The following is a 16,646-nucleotide window of genomic DNA, read 5'->3' on the forward strand; positions in this document are numbered from 1 at the left end:
GGCTAGCGCAGCGCCTTCACCAATGCCCCGACCATGGTCTGCGGCCTGTAGCCCAGCTTGGCCGGCGTCAGGCCGAGCCGCACCACCACTAATTGCTCGGATGGAATGATGGCGACGGTCTGCCCATCATGCCCCTCCATCCAATAGGTGTCCTTGGGCAGGCCCGCCGCCACGCCGGCACCGGGGTTTTCCTCGTCGCCCGGCGCCTCGATCCACAATTGCCCCTTGCTGTAGACTTTCGAGGCCGACGCAGGTTCGCGCATCCAGTCGACGAAACCGGCCGGCAGTATCTGGTTGCCGTTCCAGACCCCGCCCTGCAGCAGGAACTGGCCGAAGCGGGCCCAGTCATGGGCGGTGGCGTAGAGATAGGATGAGCCGACGAACGTGCCCTGTTCGTCGGTCTCGAGCACGGCGCTGTGCATGCCCAGCGGCTCGAACAGCGCGGTGCGCGGCCACGTCAACGCCTTGGCCTTGTCGCCGACCGCATCCTGCCAGAGCCGCGACAGCATCACCGCCGTTCCGCTCGAATAGGAGAACACCTTGCCCACCTCGCCCGTGAGCGGCTTGGCTTCGGCAAAGCCCGCCATGTCGGGTTCGAGATAGAGCATGCGCGTCACGTCGGCGACGTCGCCATAGTCTTCGTTGAATTCCAGCCCGCTCGACATCGCCATCATGTCGGCAAGGCTGATCGCGGCGCGGCCATCGGCCTTCCACGGCGCGAAAAGGCCCTGGTTGGTCATCGCCATCTTGCCGTTCTTGACCAGCGTGCCGACTATGGCGGCATTGACCGTCTTGGTCATCGACCAGCCGAGCAACGGCGTTCGGGCGGAAAAGCCCTCGCCATAGCGTTCCGCCACGACGCGGCCGTTCTTGACCACCACCACGGCGCGCATGCCGGCGCCGGTCATGGCGGCATCGTCGACGATCTTCGCCACCTCCGAGTTCTGCGAGGCTTCGACCCGCTCGCCTTCCGGCCACAGCGCATCCTGTCTTGCCGCCGAGGGTTCGACATGGATCGCCGTGCGCCGCGCCTTGCCGACATCGCCATCCGGAACCGAGGCGCAGCCCAGCCCGTCGCGAGAAACCGCGATGCTCTTGCCGAGGAAGCCAAGCAGGCCGGCGGAAACTGTGCCCCGGTTCTTGTCGACCGAGACCCGCATCAGTTTGAGCAAGGGATGACCGGGCGCCTGCACATCGACGGCAAGCACCTCGTTGGCATCGCGCCCGGCGACGAAAACGTTCGAGCAGACGATCTTTGCCGAATAGCCCGAGCCGACCCGGATCAGTTCGGGCGGCGCGAAATAGAGCCACCCAAACAGCGCCACGACCGCCAGCACCACCAGGCCGAGCAGCCGTTTGACGATCTTGGCAATGATCCGCATCTTTCCCGCCCCCGAATCCAGGCTCGATCCATGTCATCGATTTGCCGCCATTGCTTCCGCAAAATCATGGGCCTTGTCGAGCGTCGTCAACCAGATATCAACCATGATCGGCGATCACAGGTGCATGTCGCCCAACAGCGCGCCGCGTTTTTGGGATCACGGCAGGAAACAAAATCAAAGCGCGCCGAAAAAATGCGCGTTTTGGCGATATACCGGGCGATGCTGTGGGGCGATCGTCCGGCGGGGGCCAGACCAAGCGCCGGCCATCAGTGCACAGACCCATCAGCAACCGGCTGCAACCGGCTCGGGAGTTGTGATGCGCCGTCTTGCGGCCCTTTTCATGCTGACGCTGCTCGGCGCATGCTCGACCGTGGAGGATCTGTCGCCACTGTCGCCATCCAGCACCCCTTCGGTTGCGGTGCGCGCGCCCCGCTTCGCCGATTCCAAGCCGCATGAATGGGACAGCGGCGCGCCCTGGAATTACGCAGTTCACGGCACCGACGTCTCAAAATACCAGACCTCGGTCGACTGGCCGACCGCCAAGGCCAGCGGTATTTCCTTCGCTTTCATCAAGGCGACGGAGGGCGGCGACCGTTTCGATGATTATTTCAACGAGCATTGGGCGCGCACCAAAGCCGCCGGCGTTCCTCGTGCCGCCTATCATTTCTTCTATTTCTGCACTCCGGCGGCGGTACAGGCGCGCTGGTTCATCCGCAACGTCCCCGTCGACCGTTCGGCCATGCCGCCGGTGCTGGACATGGAATGGAACCCGAAATCGCCGACCTGCAGGCTGCGCCCCGACCCGGCCACCGTGCGCGCGGAGATGACCACCTTCCTCGAAATCGTCGAGCGGCATTACGGCAAGAAGCCGATCATCTACACGTCGGTAGACTTCTTTGAAGACAACGAGCTGTCGACCTTCCGCGGTTATCCCTACTGGCTACGCTCCGTCGCCGGCCACCCGCGTCAGAAATATGGCAGCCACCCCTTCACCTTCTGGCAGTATACGGGAACCGGCATCGTTCCCGGCATGATCGGCAAGTCCGATATAAACGTCTTCAACGGCAGCCAAGCCGCCTGGGACAAATGGTTGAGGCAGAACACCCGTTGACACCGTGTCAACGGGTGCCAAGCCGCCCGGAGGAAGGGTTGCTGCAGAACACCCGTTGACACCGGGCCTGCCGCCTGCTTTCGACACGGCCGGCGGCCAAGAGTGCAACCGCCGGTATTCCGGGGCGACGCGCATCCAGATGGACAGCAAGGCCGCCCGGGAATCCTGAATGTCGAAAGGAAGTCTATGCGACTGCGTCCCCAAGCCCTCGCGGTGCTGTTCCTGTGCGCCACGGCCTTGCCGGCGATGGCGCAGGAATGTGGCGGCGACTTCGAAACCTGGAAGCAGGGCGTGGCAGCGGAAGCCAAGGCGGCGGGTGTCGGCCCTGTCGGCCTCGAAGCGCTCGAGGATGCCAGCTTCGACGAGAGGGCCCTGGCGCGCGACCGTGCGCAGGGCGTCTTCACCCAGACCTTCATCGAGTTCTCCAACCGGATGATCTCGGCCTACCGGCTGAAGCAGGGCGCGGCGAACATGAAGAAATATGCCGATATCTTCGCCCGCGCCGACCAGCAGTTCGGCGTCCAGGCGCCGGTCATCACCGCTTTCTGGGCGCTGGAGACCGATTTCGGCGCCGTGCAGGGCGATTTCCATACGCTCAGCGCGCTGGTGACGCTTTCCCATGATTGCCGCCGCCCGCAGCTGTTCCGGCAGCAGCTGGTGCCGTTACTGGAATTGATCGACCATGGCGTGCTGCCGGCCGACGTCAACGGCGCCTGGGCTGGCGAGATCGGCCAGACGCAGATCCTGCCTTCGGATTATCTTGCCCGCGGCGTCGATGGCGACGGTGACGGCAAGATCGACCTGCGGGGCAGCGTGCCGGACGTGATTATGACCACGGCCAACAAGGTGCTGTCGCGCGGCTGGAAGCGCGACGAGCCCTGGATCCAGGAAGTGCGCGTGCCCGACGAGATGCCTTGGGACCAGACGGGCCGCACCAACAAATTGCCGCTGACGCAATGGGCGCAGTGGGGCGTCACCAATCCCGACGGCTCGCCGCTGGTCGACAAGGGCCTGAAGGCCGGGCTGGCGCTGCCCATGGGCCGCAAGGGGCCGGCCTTCCTCACTTACGAAAATTTCGACGTCTATCTCGAATGGAACCAGTCCTTCACCTACGCGCTGACCGCGGCCAATCTTGCCGCGCGGCTGGCCGGCGCGCCGCCGATCGACCCGCGCAATCCCGAACCGGGGCTCAACAACGAGCAAATGAAGGCGCTGCAGACCAAGCTGGAAGCCAAGGGCTACGATGTTGGCACGGTCGACGGGATCTTGGGCACCAACACCCGCGAAGCGATCCGCAAGGAGCAGACGCGGCTGGGACTGCCCGTGGACGGCTGGCCGACGCCGGAGCTTTTAGCGAAGCTGTGAGTAGTAAGTAGTAAGTAATGACGGAGCCATTTCCCTACTCTCTACTCCCTACTCTCTACTCCCTACTCCCTACTCCCTACTCCCTACTCCCTACTCCCTACTCCCTACTCCCTACTCCCTACTTAATCCGCCATCGTCTCCAGACTCGCCAATCCCACCGGCGCGTCGCCCTCGTCGAAGGACGTCGCCACCTCGACGAAAGTGTCGGGATAGAAGCCGTTGAAACGGGTTCTCAGCGACAGCGAATAGGCGCCGATATGGCCGATCTCGATCCAGTCGCCGGTGTCGACGGTTTCCGGCAGCCAGAACGGCCGCGACAATATGTCGACGGAATCGCAGGTCGCGCCGCAGACCTTGAACGGCACGATGGTTTTCTCGTCGCCATTGCGCGTGCGAATCGCCGGATCGGGAATGAAGCGCGCCGGCAGCGTGATCTTGCCGGTCCATGAATCCGACAGCGACGCCCAGATGCCGTCATTGATGTAGAGCCGCTTGCCCTTGCGCAAAAGCACCCGCACGATCAGCGACAGGCAGCGCGCCACGATCACCCGGCCGGGCTCGGCCACCAGCGGCATCTGGTCGAACTGGTATTCCTTGAGGTCTCCAGAAAGCCGCGACATGATCTGGCCGAGCGACGGCATCGCGACTTGCTTGCGGTTGGGATCATGCCCGTATTCGGCCGGAAAACCGCCGCCGACATCGAGACCGGCCAGGTCGAAGGTCAACCGGTTGCGCACCCAATCGGCGGAAGCCAATGCCCTTTCGTAGGTGTCGGGGTCCTCGATCTGGCTGCCGACATGGAAGCACAGGCCGACCTTGTAGCCGGTACGGTTCAGCCGCTCGGCGAGCTCGACCGCATAGGCAGGCCCGGCGCCGAACTTCTTCGACAGCTCGTAAGCCGCATGGCCCTTGGTCTGCACTCGAACGAACACGCTGATTGCGCCCGGGTCAATGTCGAGTGCCCTGACCACCCGCGTCAGTTTGGTGATCTCGTCCTCGTGGTCGAGCGCAATGACGCGGATGCCGTATTTCTCCAGCGCCAGCTTGATGTCCGACTGCGCCTTGACGGGATGCATGTAGAGCATCTCGGCATCGGCCGAGACCGCGCGCACGGCGGCGAACTCGCCGGGCGAGGCCACGTCGAAGGCGGAGACACCGGCCTCGACCAGCGTCTTCAGCACGATCTGCTCGCCATTGGTCTTGACCGCATAGGCCGTCTTGCCGGGGAACATGCCCATGAACTGCAAGGCATCGGCCTTCAGCACCTGCGGGCGGAAGCAGTAGACCGGATCGTCCGGGCGAAGCGCCAGTGCCGCCTCGCGGGCATTCTCGAATCGCTGCATGGACGAATCCTTGACCTAGCCTGCGCACAATTAATCCAAGCTAGCGACCAATGAAAACAATTCTGTGTCTCGTGCGCCTGACGGCAGGGCGCTAGGCTTTGTCAGGGGAGACAGGCCATCGGGCAGGTTTCGGGTGGTTCTTGCCTGCGAACCCGATATGGCTTCTGTCTGGCTGCTTGCATTCGGCCGTCCGGGGAGGACGCATCACATGGCAATAGCCGCGACATCAGCACCGCGCGGACCGATGGCGCTCAAGGACTGGGCGCAGCTTCTGCTGCTCGGCGCGATCTGGGGCGGCTCCTTTTTCTTCGCCCGCATTGCCGTGGCGGAGCTTAACCCGCTGGTGCTGGTATTGTTTCGCGTCGCCATCGCGGCACTCGCTTTACAGCTCTATCTCTTCCTGCGCGGCCCATCCTTCCGCCTTGCCCTTCCTCATGCCGGCCTGTTCTTCCTGCTCGCGGTCACCAACAACGTCGTACCTTTTTCGCTGATCTTCGCCGGCCAGACCGAGCTTGGCGCCGGCGTCGCCTCGGTGCTCAATGCGACCACGCCGTTCTGGACGCTGATCCTCGCCAACGCCCTGACATCGGACGAGAAGCTCTCCTGGAACAAGCTGGCCGGCATTGCGCTTGGCGTCGCCGGCACGGCTGTGATGATCGGCCCCGGCCTGGTTGCCGGCCTCGGCGGCCCGGTCTGGGCCAAATTCGCGCTGATCGGGGCATCGTTGTCCTACGGCGTCGCACTGATGGTCGCCCGCCGCTTCAAGGGCGTGCCCTCGCCGGTCATTGCCACCGGGCAGCTGACCGCCTCGACCGTCATCATGATCCCGGTCGTGCTGCTTGCGCACGGTCCCGCCGGCCTGCTCTCGGCCTCGGCGCCGGTCTGGGCGGCGGTGCTGGCGCTCGCGCTGCTGTCCACCGCCTTCGCCTATATCCTCTATTTCAATCTCGTCGCCTCGGCCGGCGCCACCAACGCCTCCCTGGTGACGCTGATCGTGCCGGTGAGTGCCATGCTGCTCGGTTTCCTGTTCCTCGGCGAGCGGCTGGAATTGTTCGAAATCGGCGGCATGATGCTGATCGGTTTCGGCCTGGTGACGATAGACGGGCGCCTGTTCATCCGCAGGGTAGCGCTGCCATGACATGCCAACGACACGAAGCCGCCATAATTTATTCACAGGTTCGTATCTGATTTTTGCCTAGAAGTTTCAACGCCTAACGGCGAAAACGAGGTCGCAAACTCCACAATCGCGTCGCAATGCAGCACATTTTCCGCTTGCCTGTGGCACAAATGACCCTAGACTCCGGCCATAGCTCTTTAAGAGGAGGCTATGTCATGGGACTTACGAGGCCAATCAACGCATTGATGATCTGTGCTGCGTTTGCATTCATCGGCGCCCTCATTATAGGCGTTCTTCCCTGAACCCGCCAAAAACGGGGAAGACCAGCACCCAATAATCAACCAGTTTGAAAGGCCGGGTTTTTACCCGGCCTTTCTGCATCTCAAGCCCGGTTCAGGCGGCTGCGGAGCCAGCCACTTCCGCCTCATGCGAGCGGATGCCGATCATGTGGCAGACGGCGAAGACGAGGTCGGCCCGGTTCATCGTATAGAAGTGGAAATCGCCCACGCCCTGCTCGACCAAGTCCAGCACCTGCTCGGCCGCCACGGCCGATGCGACCAGCGCATGCGTCTGCGGATCGTTCTGCAGGCCATCGAAACGTTCGGCCAGCCATGCCGGCACCAGCGCACCGCAGCGTGCCGAGAAATTGGCGACCTGGGTGAAATTGTGCACCGGCAGGATGCCCGGCACGATCGGGATGTAGATGCCCGCGCGACGCGCGCGCTCGACATAGCGCTCGTAGAGATCGTTGTCGAAGAAGAATTGGGTGATCGCCCGCGTCGCGCCATTGTCGACCTTGCGCTTCAGCATGTCGATGTCGGTGGCGAAGTCGGGGCTTTCCGGATGCTTTTCCGGATAGGCCGAGACCGAGATGTCGAAATCGCCCACGCTCTTCAGCGCACCGACCAGCTCGGCGCCATTGGCATAGCCGTCCGGGTGCGGACGATAGGCGGTGCCGACGCCCGCGGCCGGATCGCCGCGCAGGGCGACGAACCGCTTCACGCCCATGTCGGCGAATTCCTGGATCACCGCGTCGACCTGAGGGCGTGGAGCGTCGACGCAGGTCATGTGTGCTGCTGGCGTCAGGCTGGTCTCCTTCAGGATGCGGCCTACGGTGCGTGCCGTGCGCTCCCGAGTCGAACCGCCGGCACCGTAGGTCACCGAGACGAATTTCGGCTTCAGCGGTTCCAGTCGGGTGACCGTGTCCCACAGCCTCGCCTCCATCTCATCCGACTTTGGCGGGAAGAATTCGAAGGAAACCCTGACCTTGTCGCCAATGTCGGGGCGGCGGGAAAAGCGGAACTGGTTCATCAGGCGATTTCCCCTATCGAACTCACTTTGGTCTGCTGGCTGTCATTGGCAGGATCGGCGATCAGCAGGCGCCGGTCGCGGCCAAGCCAGAGCTTGACCGTGAGCCTGGCCTCGGTGCCGCCGCGCGGCTCGAACTCCTGGGCATCTTCGAGATCAAGGCCCGCTTCGGAGAACCACTCGCCGATCTGCCGGTCGGAAAAGCCGAGGCGCATATGCGCGTGCTCGTCGCGCAGGAATTCCAGGGTATGCGGCGCGAAATCGACGATCACCAGCCGTCCGGAAGGGCGCAGCAGCCGCGCCGCCTCATGGATGGCGCGCGCAGGATCATCGAGATAATGCAGCACCTGATGGATGGTGACGAGATCGAAGGCGTCGCGCTCGACCGGCGGCGAGAAGATGTCGCCCTGCCGCACCTGAGCATTGGAGACGCCGGCCTTGTCGAGGTTGGCGCGCGCGACGGTCAGCATCTCGCGCGACATGTCGATGCCGATGCCGCGCCGGTAGAGCGGCGAGAATATCTCCAAGAGGCGTCCGGTGCCGGTGCCGAGATCGAGCATCGACTGGAACGGCCGCTTGCCGACGAGCTTCATGAGGGCTGCCTCGACCGCACGGTCAGGCACGTGCAGGGAGCGGATATGGTCCCAGCTTGCCGCGTTCTGCGAAAAATACTCCGCCGCGCGGTCCTGCCGCTTGCGCTTGACCGAGGCCAGCCGCTCGAGATCGCGCTCGACCTGCGGATCGGCGCCGCGAATGCCGGCGACCAGCCGCAGCACGAAGTCGCGCGCGGAATCCGTATCCGACAGCCGGAAGAAGGCCCACGACCCCTCCTGGTAACGGCCGATCAGCCCGGCCTCCAGGAGCAGCTTCAGGTGGCGTGACACGCGCGGCTGCGACTGGCCGAGAATCTCGGTAAGATCGGACACGGTGAGATCACCGCGCGACAGCAGCGCCAGTATGCGCAAGCGGCTCGATTCGGCCGCCGCCTTCAATGTATCCACCATGGTGTCGAGCGCGACATGCATCAGCGTATTCTCTTTGAAAAAGATATAAACATATGTTTATGTCGATTTTCACAGCCTTGCAAGCGCTATGTCGCTTCCGGACAAGAAAATGCCGCAGGCGTGATTTCTCGGTGCATGTCGCCTAAAATGTGTAGCGGTTTCAGGGCAAGACATGCGTCAACAAAAAGATGGATAAAATGACCGGGCGGCGTGAGATGTTTGAGGTGCGGGAGGGTGAAAAAAGGCTCAAGATCGATCCGGCGCTGATGCCGGCGGATGGCGGCGTCGTCTTCATCGGCCGTATCGCCTCGCCATGGACGACGCGCGAAACCTGCCCCAAGAACATGCGCGCGGCGCGCGAGACCGGGCAGCCGGCAGCACTGACGATCGACCCGCCCTACCGCGCCGGCCTGCAAGGGCTGGAGCGCACCAGCCATCTCGTCATCCTGTCGTGGCTCCACCACGCGCCGCGGACTCTGATCGTGCAGAAACCGCGCCATGCGGCTGAAGCAAAAGGCGTATTCGGCCTGCGCTCCCCTGCCCGACCGAACCCGATCGGCCTGCATGTGGCGAAATTGGTCGCGCTCGACATCGCCACCGGCCGCATTGAGATCGACGCCGTCGACGTGCTCGATGGCACCCCGGTGGTCGACATAAAACCCTATTTCGCATCGACGGATGCCTTCGCCGAGGCAACCATCGAAGGACGCGACGAATGATGAAGGCGCCGACCGGCCGCCGCCGCGCCGTCACGAAGGCGTTGACCGCGCTTCTGCCGCTGGCGCCCTATGCCGATATGGAGAAGATCCGAGCGGATGCCGGCTCCGTCCACATGAAGACCTTGCCGCCGACCATTGCCGTGTGGCTGGCGACGGTTGCCCATATCCGCCACGCCTATACCGACTACGAAAAGCTGCTCGCCGAAGGTTATGACCGCGACTCGGCGCGTTTCTTCGTCATCGAGCAGACCAATGTCGTGCTTACCCGCTGGCGCGCCACCCGCCTGCTCGACGCCGACGACGAGGATGATTGAAGCTGTTGCCGGTCCGGCACGGCGCTCGGTAGCATGGCTGGCAGCTTTTCACTTCGAGGACGAACGACGCCGGATGACTGGCTCTATGCCCTCTGCCTGACACCGATAGCCTGCGACGCAAGGAGGTGCCGATGAGCCAGACCGCACAGGATACACGGCCGCTGCCTGTGGTGAGCGACCGCCACGTCGACCCGCATGCTTATCCCGACGGCATCGCGTTCCTCGACGGCCAGTACCTGCCGATGTCGCAGGTCAACGTCTCCGTGCTGGACTGGGGGTTCCTGCATTCCGATGCCACTTACGACACGGTGCATGTCTGGAACGGCCGCTTCTTCCGGCTTGACCTGCATCTCGACCGCTTCTTCGGCGGATTGGAGAAATTGCGCATGACGATCCCGTTCGACCGCGATGGCGTGACGGAGATCCTGCACAATTGCGTGGCACTGTCGGGACACCGCGCCGCCTATGTCGAAATGCTGTGCACGCGCGGCGCTTCCCCTGCTTTCAGCCGCGATCCGCGCCAGGCGATCAACCGCTTCATGGCGTTTGCCGTGCCCTTCGGCTCGGTCGCCAATGCCGAGCAGCTACAGCGCGGCCTCAATGTCGCCATCAGCGACAAGATGCGCATTCCGCCGGCCTCGATCGAACCAGCGATCAAGAATTACCACTGGCTCGACCTGGTGCGCGGCCTTTACGATGCCTATGACCGCGGCGCCGACACAGCGCTCATTCTCGACTTCAACGGCAATATCGCCGAAGGTCCGGGCTTCAACGTCTTCTGTGTCAAGGACGGCAAACTCTCGACACCGGCCATCGGCGTGCTCCCCGGCATAACCCGCCGCACCGTTTTCGATCTCTGTGCGCTGGAAGGCCCGTTCGCCGCCTCGGCCGACGTCAGCGTCGCGGCATTGCGCGAGGCCGACGAGGTCTTCATCACCTCTACCGCCGGCGGCATCATGCCGGTCACCATGATCGACGGCAGCCCAGTCGCGGACGCCAGGCCCGGCGCGATTACCGGCCGACTGATGGCGCTCTATTGGGACAAGCATAAGGATCCGGCCTGGTCGAGCGCTGTACGCTACCCCTGACCGGTCGCCGCTCCCGTCCAAATAATTCCGCCACCGCCTCTGGAAAGTCGCGGGACGCACCGTATATGGCACAAAGCGGAGAGGCCTCCACTTATCTCCGAAAAAATTCCAGCTTGCACGGGCAAGGACTTCATCATGACAAACAAGGTTTGGTTCATCACCGGATCGTCGAAAGGTTTTGGCCGGGTCTGGGCCGAGGCCGCGCTCGCTCGCGGCGACCGCGTCGCGGCAACCGCCCGCGATGCCGGCACACTCGCCGATCTCGTCGAGAAGTATGGCGACAACATCGCGGCGATAAAGCTCGACGTCACCGACAAGAAAGCCGTCGATGCCGCAATCACCGGGGCGCACAAGCGCTTTGGCCGGCTCGACGTCGTCGTCAACAATGCCGGCTATGGCCATTTCGGCGCCATCGAGGAGGTCAGCGAGCAGGAAGCCCGCGACCAGATCGAAACCAATGTGTTCGGCGCGCTGTGGGTCACCCAGGCCGCCTTGCCGATCATGCGTGCGCAGCGCTCCGGCCACATCATCCAGATCTCTTCGATCGGCGGCGTCAATGCCTTCGCCTCGCTTGGCCTCTACCACGCCTCGAAATGGGCGCTGGAAGCCTTCAGCCAGTCGCTGAGCCTCGAGGTCGCGGAGTTCGGCATCCATGTCACGCTGGTCGAGCCCGGCGGCTTCTCCACCGACTGGGCCGGTCCGTCGGCCAAGGTCTCCAAAGCGCTGGACGCCTATGCGCCCGTCCGCGCTGCCATGGCGGAGCGCCGCAGCCGCGCCGTGGCCGGCGATCCCGAGGCCACCGGACCGGCGATGCTGGCCATCGTCGACGCGGCCGAGCCGCCTCTCAGGGTATTCTTTGGCGACGGCGGGCTGCCGATGATCAAACAGGAATACGCCAATCGCATCGCCACGTGGGAAAAGTGGGACCACGTCTCGGTCATGGCGCAAGGCGCCAACAAGAACCGCAACGCCTAGTCGGATCACTCAGCCCACGCCGTTTCGAGCGGCGGCGTGGCTGCCTCGTCAGGCGGGATAAATCCACTGCTCGGGCACCCGCACGGAGATTTCCTCGCCGGACCTGACGATTCCGGGCTTCTCGACCCAGGCGACAAGGCCCCGCAGCCGCTTGGCGACTTTCGGGAAGAGCAGCGCGGTGGCGTCGCGGTCCGCCGCCCGGACATGCTCGGAGATCGACTGTCCGGCGACGCGGCATGGCTTGTTCTGGGCATCGATCTTGACCGTCACGCCGCCCTTGAAGAACAGCAGCGAGCCGGATGGCAGCATCGAAAGATGCGGTATCCCTTCGATCAGCACGTTGGCGCCGATCCACTCAGGCTTGATCTCCTTGAGGCCCATGCGTTCGGCGACCAGCGCGAGTTCGTCCGCCGACACCAGCGACAATTGTCTCTCGTTGCGCATCTCGGTGCCGCGCTGATACCAGGGTTCGCGCCCGCCGGAGCGTCGCGTTATCCCGGCATGAAAATCGCCCGCTATGCCGTCGAAGCCCAACTGCAATTCCTCGACCGCCTTGGTTTCGAAATGGTCGAACGGAGCGGCATAGAGCGCCGCCGCTCTTGCCGCCAGCTTGCGGCCCGGCACGATGTCGACCGTCAGGTCCGCCGGAAAAAGGTCGAGGTTGGTTTCCTGCATCAGTCTCGTCTAGAGGCCCTCCGCAATGCGGTCCAGTCGAAAGCGCTGATGATCCGATCACGCCTGACGTTGCCCCTTTGGCTTAATCCGGTTTGAAGTTCGCTCTGGCCCAACGCGAGGACCAGAGAATGAAGCGCAGCCGTTTCAGTGAAGAGCAGATCATCGGGATTTTGAAGGAGCATGAGGCCGGAGTTTCGGTGGCCGATCTGTGCCGCAAGCACGGGGTCAGCGACGCCAGCATCTACAAATGGAAGGCGAAGTATAGCGGCATGGACGTGTCGGAAGCGAAGCGGCTGAAGACGCTGGAGGATGAGAACGCTCGTCTGAAGCGGCTCCTGGCGGACGCCATGCTCGACAATGCCGCTTTGAAAGATCTTCTCGGAAAAAAATGGTGACGCCCGCTGCCGAGCGAGAGGCTGTCGCGCATCTTCGAACGGCATTCGAGATGAGCGAGCGGCGGGCGTGCAAGACCATCGGCTGCTGTCGGATGACGGTTCGCCACAAGGCGAGCCGTGGCGACGATGGTGACCTGCGGGAGCGGATGAAGGCGATCGCGCATGAGCGCCGGCGCTTCGGCTATCGCCGCCTGCACGTGCTGCTGCGGCGGGAAGGTTATGTGGTCAATCACAAGCGTCTGTTCCGGCTCTATCGCGAGGAGAGGCTTGCCGTTCGGCGCCGTGGCGGCCGCAAGCGAGCCATTGGAACGCGGGCACCGATGATGGTCCCCGTTGCACCCAACGACCGTTGGTCACTGGACTTCGTGTCGGATCAGCTGACCGATGGCCGTCGCTTCCGGATATTGACCGTCGTCGACGACTGCACGCGCGAGTGCCTGGGGTTGGTCGCGGATACGTCTCTGTCCGGCGTGAGGGTTGCCCGCGAACTCGATCGGCTCGTGATCGAACGCGGCAAGCCGAAGATGGTGGTCAGTGACAATGGCAGCGAACTGACCAGCAATGCGATCCTTGCCTGGGCCGATGCAAGCCGCGTGGACTGGCATTATATCGCGCCGGGCAAGCCAATGCAGAACGGCTTCATCGAGAGCTTCAACGGTCGCCTCCGTGACGAACTGCTGAACGAGACGCTGTTCACCTCATTGGCACAGGCTCGCGCGGTCTTGGCCAGTTGGCGGACAGATTACAACTTCAATCGCCCACATTCGCGGCTCGGATGGCAGACCCCCTTCGAGTTCGCCCACACCTTCACCCCGCGACGGGACACAGCGCTGCGCACCGTGATCAGCTCCGCGCCTGTGCCCGTCGCTCAAACCGCCCAACAGGGCAACATAGATCGCCGGAGCGAACTCAGGATTGGATAAAACTTGGGGGCAACGTCACGCCGTTTGATGCCGATCACGACTTTCTTACCGGAAACGCCGTTGCCGTCCTCAGCGCGCCGCATTGCCGCCGCGCCGCGGGCATAGACGATGGCGCCAGATCGGGAGGAGGTTCGGGTCATGCAGGTGGGACACGCCGTTGCCGCGCTCTGGTTGTTCTGGCTGGTATCGTGGATCCTTGCCGCATCATGGGCCGATCCCGTGCGCAAGCGGGCGGATTTCAGGGCGGAGGCGCGATATCGGGTTCTCTGGCTCGCCGGCACCGTCCTGCTGTTCGTTCCGGCGCACGGCTATGTGGGTCGGCTTCGGCTCTGGACGCCGACGCTCACCCAAGCCTGGATTTGCGTCGCCCTGATCGCCATCGGCATCGCCTGTGCATGGTGGGCCCGCCTGCATCTCGGCCGGCTGTGGTCCAGCACGGTAACGGCCAAGGCCGATCATCGCATCATCGACACCGGCCCTTACGCGCTTGTCCGTCATCCGATCTATACCGGCCTGCTGCTTTCGGTCCTCGCCACCATGGCCGTCAAGGGCACGGTATGGGGCGTCGCGGGCGCCGCCCTGCTGCTTGTCGGGATCGTCATCAAGGCGAGGCTGGAGGAAAGTTTCCTGCGCGGCGAGCTTGGGCCCGCCTATGACGATTACGCGCGCCGCGTGCCGATGCTCGTTCCCTTTTCGCCGGCCTGAAGCGGCAAGCGCGTCCTACAGCATCCGCAGCAGCGCGCCGCCGATCGAATACCCCGCGCCGAAAGCGCAGATCAGCCCGAAGTCGCCCGCCTTCATGTCGGCATGGTTCTCCGACAGCGCGACGATGGCGCCGGCGCCCGCCGTGTTGCCGAGACGCTCCAGCACCATGGGCGCGCGGTCATGATCGACCTCGTGGCCGAATGAGAGTTTCAGGATCATGGCGTTCATGCGCGCATTGGCCTGGTGCAGCCAGAAGCGTCGCACCGCCTGCGGCGTCAGGCCGTGCTCGGCCAGGAACTCCACGATGAATTTGTGCCCGGCGACGGTGACTTCCTTGAACACCTTGTTGCCGACCTGCTTGATCAGATTGCCCTCCAGATCGATCCTGTAGGGATCGTCCTGTGCGGTGCGGGTGTGGTAGCCGAGATTGGTGCGGATGTTGTTCGACATCTGCGTCCAGATGCGCGTGTCGAGCACTTCGAAACGTCCCGGCCGTTTCTCGCCGAGTGCCAGCCCTTCGACCACCATCGACACCGAGGCGTCGCCGAAGATGAAATGCGTCTGCCGGTCGCGGAAATTGAGATGGCCGGTGATGATCTCGGGCGTCGTCACTAGGATGCGCTTGTGGGCGCCCGCACGCACGAGATTGACCGCCATGTGCAATGCTGCCGCGGCGGAGGAACAGCCGAGCCCCATGTCGAAGCCCGCCCCCTTGGTGCCCAGGGCCTGCTGCATCTCGATGGCGATCGCCGGATAGGGCCGCTGGTGGTGCGAGGCCGAGCAGATCACTAGGTCGATATCGGAGGGCAGCAACCCGGCATGGTCAAGCGCCTTGCGGGCCGAAGCGATGCCGAACTCGGCCTCCAGCGACAGCGCATCGTCCGGCCGCGCCGGAATGCGCGGTGCCATACGGGTCGGGTCGAGTATGCCTTCGCGCTCGATCACATGACGGCTGCGCACGCCCGAGGCGTGGACGATGAAATCGCTGTCCGATTTCTGCAGCAGCGGCTGGTCCGTGCCCGACCGGCGCGCGTTTTCCGTGTCGACCCAGTTGTTGAAACTGGCGACCAGTTCCTCATTGCTGATCTCTGGCTCGGGGATTTCGACGCCGATACCGCTGATGATGACGCGATGCATGTCCAGTCCGTCCCATCCGCAGGCGTTCAGGGGCTTTGATGTGGGCGTAAGGGAGGCCCGGCGCAACCCTTGTCGCATTGAGCCGGTTTATGCCAGCTTAAACCGGTTCCCGCGTCCCCTCACCATGCGCACAGTTTGGTGTTAGTCTGTGAGTTGTTCCAGCATGCGCCGTCGTCGCGGCTGCCACGAACTGCCCCGGCTCCTCATCGACGTTGGTCGTTCAAGCCCGCTTGGCGACAATGAAAATGCGCGGGAAACGCAACAGCACCTTGCCATTTGCGGTCTTCTTATAGGCCTTGGCGATCCTGGCCGTGTAGCTTTCGAGGAACAGCATCTTCTCGTCCGCATCGAGCGGGTCGACAAAAGGCCTCAAGCCCGTCGACTTCACCCATTCCACGATCGCCCCGGCGTCGGCCAGCGGATGGTTATAGACCGTGTGCCAGATGTCGAGCCGGTCCGAAAGCGGCGACAACAGATCATAATAGAACGACACCGGCGGCAGCGGCGCGCGCGCCGCCCCTTTCAGCTTGGCTGCGAACGGCATTTCGGCGGCAGTCTCGCGCATCAGCCTGTGGGAATCCTCGCCCATATTGTCTGGCATCTGCACGGCGAGCGCGCCGCCGGGCGCAAGAAAACCCATCAGCCGCTGGAAGACATCAGGATGTTCCGGCAGCCACTGGAACACGGCATTGGCGAAGATCACATCGACCGGTTGAGCCGGCGCCCATGTCGAGACATCGGCAAGGTCGAAGCTGACATTGGGCAGGCGTGCCCTAGCCTTCTCGATCATGTCGGGAGACGTGTCGAAGCCGCTCACCTGTGCATCCGGCCAGCGCGCGACCAGAAGCTCCGTCGAATTGCCCGGCCCGCAGCCTATGTCGACAACCCTGCGGGGAAGTCGACCGGCACCTGCGCCACCAAGTCGCGCGCAGGACGCGTGCGCTCGTCCTCGAACTTCAAATATTGGGCGGCGGACCAATCGGGCTTTGCTGGGCTGTTCAACGGTAAGACCTCGCGGCGGTTGCCACCTTCCATGACCGGCGCGACAAGCCGGCTATCCCAGAATTGGGTGACGATCCCGTCGT

15 protein-coding genes and 1 pseudogene are annotated in these 16,646 nt (G+C 63.6%); 9 read left to right on the plus strand and 7 right to left on the minus strand.

From position 1 onward, the window contains the following. Positions 1–2: 2 nt before the first annotated feature. Positions 3–1,382 (minus strand): serine hydrolase, encoded by a 1,380-nt coding sequence (locus ACIU1A_RS14620; protein ID WP_140557523.1) that lies wholly within the window; start codon positions 1,380–1,382, stop codon positions 3–5. A 316-nt stretch (positions 1,383–1,698) separates the two neighbouring features. Between ACIU1A_RS14620 and ACIU1A_RS14625 the strand changes: the two genes are divergently transcribed. Together ACIU1A_RS14625 and ACIU1A_RS14630 are read left to right on the plus strand one after the other, a co-directional pair. Next, complete coding sequence (locus tag ACIU1A_RS14625) at positions 1,699–2,493, plus strand: GH25 family lysozyme (protein ID WP_140516622.1); 795 nt, start codon at positions 1,699–1,701, stop codon at positions 2,491–2,493. Positions 2,494–2,679: 186 nt separating this feature from the next. Next, entirely contained in the window at positions 2,680–3,858 is a 1,179-nt protein-coding gene (locus ACIU1A_RS14630; protein ID WP_140559517.1) for a lytic murein transglycosylase, read from the plus strand. Positions 3,859–3,980: 122 nt separating this feature from the next. Here the strand turns inward: ACIU1A_RS14630 and ACIU1A_RS14635 are convergent, their stop codons facing one another. Further along, on the minus strand, positions 3,981–5,201 hold the full coding sequence (locus tag ACIU1A_RS14635) for an alanine racemase (RefSeq protein WP_140516626.1): 1,221 nt from the start codon (positions 5,199–5,201) through the stop codon (positions 3,981–3,983). Between the two features lie 208 nt (positions 5,202–5,409). Between ACIU1A_RS14635 and ACIU1A_RS14640 the strand changes: the two genes are divergently transcribed. Beyond that, a complete protein-coding gene (locus tag ACIU1A_RS14640; protein ID WP_404927589.1) occupies positions 5,410–6,339 on the plus strand; it encodes a DMT family transporter in 930 nt (309 codons plus the stop codon). Between the two features lie 372 nt (positions 6,340–6,711). Here ACIU1A_RS14640 and metF read toward each other — a convergent pair whose 3' ends face one another. Together metF and ACIU1A_RS14650 are read right to left on the minus strand one after the other, a co-directional pair. After that, positions 6,712–7,629 carry a methylenetetrahydrofolate reductase [NAD(P)H] gene (gene metF, locus ACIU1A_RS14645; protein WP_404927590.1) on the minus strand — a complete coding sequence of 306 codons (918 nt, stop codon included), beginning with the start codon at positions 7,627–7,629 and terminating at the stop codon, positions 6,712–6,714. After that, entirely contained in the window at positions 7,629–8,651 is a 1,023-nt protein-coding gene (locus tag ACIU1A_RS14650) for a metalloregulator ArsR/SmtB family transcription factor (RefSeq protein ID WP_140495166.1), read from the minus strand. Before ACIU1A_RS14650 ends, metF begins: the two co-directional genes overlap by 1 nt. A gap of 176 nt (positions 8,652–8,827) precedes the next feature. On the opposite strand from ACIU1A_RS14650, the gene tsaA reads away from it, so the two are divergent. The 4 genes from tsaA (at position 8,828) to ACIU1A_RS14670 (ending at position 11,726) form a co-directional block, all read left to right on the plus strand. Beyond that, entirely contained in the window at positions 8,828–9,349 is a 522-nt protein-coding gene (gene tsaA / locus ACIU1A_RS14655; RefSeq protein WP_404927591.1) for a tRNA (N6-threonylcarbamoyladenosine(37)-N6)-methyltransferase TrmO, read from the plus strand. After that, complete coding sequence (locus tag ACIU1A_RS14660; RefSeq protein ID WP_404927919.1) at positions 9,349–9,663, plus strand: DUF2293 domain-containing protein; 315 nt, start codon at positions 9,349–9,351, stop codon at positions 9,661–9,663. Before tsaA ends, ACIU1A_RS14660 begins: the two co-directional genes overlap by 1 nt. 131 nt (positions 9,664–9,794) lie before the next feature. After that, the gene (locus ACIU1A_RS14665) at positions 9,795–10,751 is read left to right on the plus strand and encodes an aminotransferase class IV (RefSeq protein WP_404927592.1); all 957 of its coding nucleotides are present in this window, start codon (positions 9,795–9,797) and stop codon (positions 10,749–10,751) included. A gap of 135 nt (positions 10,752–10,886) precedes the next feature. Next, positions 10,887–11,726, plus strand: a complete 840-nt coding sequence (locus ACIU1A_RS14670) for an SDR family oxidoreductase (protein ID WP_140557518.1) — start codon at positions 10,887–10,889, stop codon at positions 11,724–11,726. 48 nt (positions 11,727–11,774) lie between these two features. Here ACIU1A_RS14670 and ACIU1A_RS14675 read toward each other — a convergent pair whose 3' ends face one another. Beyond that, positions 11,775–12,401, minus strand: coding sequence for an MOSC domain-containing protein (locus ACIU1A_RS14675; RefSeq protein WP_404927593.1), 627 nt, complete (start codon positions 12,399–12,401; stop codon positions 11,775–11,777). 128 nt (positions 12,402–12,529) lie between these two features. Here ACIU1A_RS14675 and ACIU1A_RS14680 point away from each other — a divergent pair. Together ACIU1A_RS14680 and ACIU1A_RS14685 are read left to right on the plus strand one after the other, a co-directional pair. Next, positions 12,530–13,719 (plus strand): IS3 family transposase gene (locus tag ACIU1A_RS14680; RefSeq protein ID WP_404924977.1). Its coding sequence is split into 2 segments (ribosomal slippage): positions 12,530–12,788 and positions 12,788–13,719, totalling 1,191 coding nucleotides; the frame shifts between segments, so codons are not numbered across the junction. 138 nt (positions 13,720–13,857) lie between these two features. Next, complete coding sequence (locus tag ACIU1A_RS14685; RefSeq protein WP_140557515.1) at positions 13,858–14,424, plus strand: isoprenylcysteine carboxylmethyltransferase family protein; 567 nt, start codon at positions 13,858–13,860, stop codon at positions 14,422–14,424. A 15-nt stretch (positions 14,425–14,439) separates the two neighbouring features. Here the strand turns inward: ACIU1A_RS14685 and ACIU1A_RS14690 are convergent, their stop codons facing one another. Both ACIU1A_RS14690 and tam read right to left on the minus strand, forming a co-directional pair. Further along, on the minus strand, positions 14,440–15,561 hold the full coding sequence (locus ACIU1A_RS14690) for a beta-ketoacyl-ACP synthase III (protein ID WP_404927594.1): 1,122 nt from the start codon (positions 15,559–15,561) through the stop codon (positions 14,440–14,442). A 220-nt stretch (positions 15,562–15,781) separates the two neighbouring features. Next, a pseudogene (gene tam / locus ACIU1A_RS14695) lies at positions 15,782–16,596 on the minus strand (trans-aconitate 2-methyltransferase). Positions 16,597–16,646: the final 50 nt, after the last annotated feature.

The organism is Mesorhizobium maamorense (assembly GCF_044998965.1).
In the GTDB taxonomy this organism is placed as follows: domain Bacteria; phylum Pseudomonadota; class Alphaproteobacteria; order Rhizobiales; family Rhizobiaceae; genus Mesorhizobium.